Source organism: Catenulispora pinisilvae (assembly GCF_015356865.1).
GTDB classification, from domain to species: Bacteria; Actinomycetota; Actinomycetes; order Streptomycetales; family Catenulisporaceae; genus Catenulispora; species Catenulispora pinisilvae.
Map to the genome: position 1 here is coordinate 1 of NZ_JAAFZA010000487.1, position 1,637 is coordinate 1,637.

The window sequence follows — 1,637 nt, forward strand, 5'->3', positions numbered from 1 at the left end:
GCGGAGATGTGTATAAGAGACAGCTCCGGTTCCGATCCGTCACCTCCGCTGCCGACCGATCGGATGACGGAGCGACCCCGGCGCCGCGTGGGCCGGACCCGCGGTGGCGTCGCCACCAGGCCCAGGGCCTCCATCAGCAGCCGGGCGTCCGCGGCGTCCCGGGCCCGGGCCGCCAGCGCGCGCAGGGCCCGCTCGCGGATCTCGGGCGGGCATTCGGCACTGGATGCGAGCTCCACGACGGTCCCGCCAGAGGGGAAGGCGAAGCTGTCCGTTCCTTTCGTCACGCTCTGACCCCTACCCGCCCCGGCCGCTCCTGAACGGAACACGCCCCAGACCGGCGCTTCGGATGCCAGGCATCTGGTCTAATCACCTCCGTGAAAGCCGCTCTCCTGCGCCTGTCCGACCGCCTCTACGACGGCGGCGCCGCCAAGCACGGCGTCCTGCCCGGCCCGCTGATCGTCGCCACCCTCGTCACCGGCACCGTGGACGCCGTCAGCTACCTGGCCCTGGGCCACATCTTCGTGGCCAACATGACCGGCAACGTGGTCTTCCTCGGCTTCGCCCTGGCCGGCGCCAAGGGCCTGACCGTCTGGGCCCCCTGCCTGGCCATCGCCTGCTTCGCCGCCGGCGCCTTCACCGAGACCCGCCTGGCCCGCGCCACCCCCGGCGACGACGACCACCACCGCCTGGCCAACGCGGTGGCGGCACACGCCGCCTTCGTCACAGTGGCCCTCCTACTGGCCGCCCTCGAAGACGACACCAAAACCTCCACCCACGCCCAGCTCACCGCGATCCTGGCTTTCGGCTTCGGCGTCCAGAACGCGGTGGTCCGCAGACTCGCGGTCCCCGACCTGACCACCACGGTCCTGACCATGACCGTCACCGGCATCGCCGCCGACCCCTTCGGCAAACCGACCATGCGCCGCCTGCTCTCACTCGGCTGCATCTTCCTCGGCGCCCTCTGCGGCGGCCTGCTGGTGCTGCACCAGAGCATCAGCGCCGCGCTGGGGCTGGCGCTGGCGTTGCTGGTGGTCGCGTGCGGGCTTGCGCTGATGGAGTGAGTGGGGTTGGGCTGGCGGAGTGAGTGGCGCGGCGGCGTTGGGGTTGTTTGGGGTTCGGATTTGTCGTGTGGTGGATTCTGGGTTTTGGGTTGCGGTTGGGTTGTGGGTTTCAAAGCTTTTTACGGCCTTCGGTCATGGTTGGGCCGGTTCGGGGTTCGGGTCGACGGGTGTGTTCGTCGGCTGCCGGTTTCCGCGTTCACGACCCCGCCCCGCCTCAGGCCTCTTCAACTCCGGCAAGTCGGAACAAGAGCAGATCAACAGCCAGATCAAGAACCAGATCAAGAACCAGATCAAGATCAACAGCAAGGTCAAGATCAAGAGCTGTGATGAAGAGCCCGGCGCCTCCGGCGGGGGCTCTCGGCTCCCTCGGGGAACTGGCGCGGTTCCATAGGGTGGTCACCTCAGGGCCCTGCGGCGGCGGTTTGTGAGGTGGTGCGGTTCGTTCCCCTCGGTCGCGTCGTCAGCCCCAAGGGGTACAGCACCGGTGTCCGGGAGTAAAGTCCGCGCCGTTGCGGTCGGGCCTGCAAGCTGCGGTTTTGATAGCGCGAACTTGACTCCCGGCCACCGGCACTGTAG

The 1,637-nt window shown here is 68.5% G+C and carries 1 protein-coding gene and 1 pseudogene; one reads left to right on the forward strand and one right to left on the reverse strand.

The features are described 5' to 3' along the window. Window positions 1-284 (reverse strand): annotated as a pseudogene (locus IZR01_RS54950) (hypothetical protein); the annotation flags it as partial. 90 nt (window positions 285-374) lie between these two features. On the opposite strand from IZR01_RS54950, the gene IZR01_RS49070 reads away from it, so the two are divergent. Beyond that, the gene (locus IZR01_RS49070) at window positions 375-1,061 is read left to right on the forward strand and encodes a YoaK family protein (protein ID WP_323746798.1); all 687 of its coding nucleotides are present in this window, start codon (window positions 375-377) and stop codon (window positions 1,059-1,061) included. Window positions 1,062-1,637 lie beyond the last annotated feature (576 nt).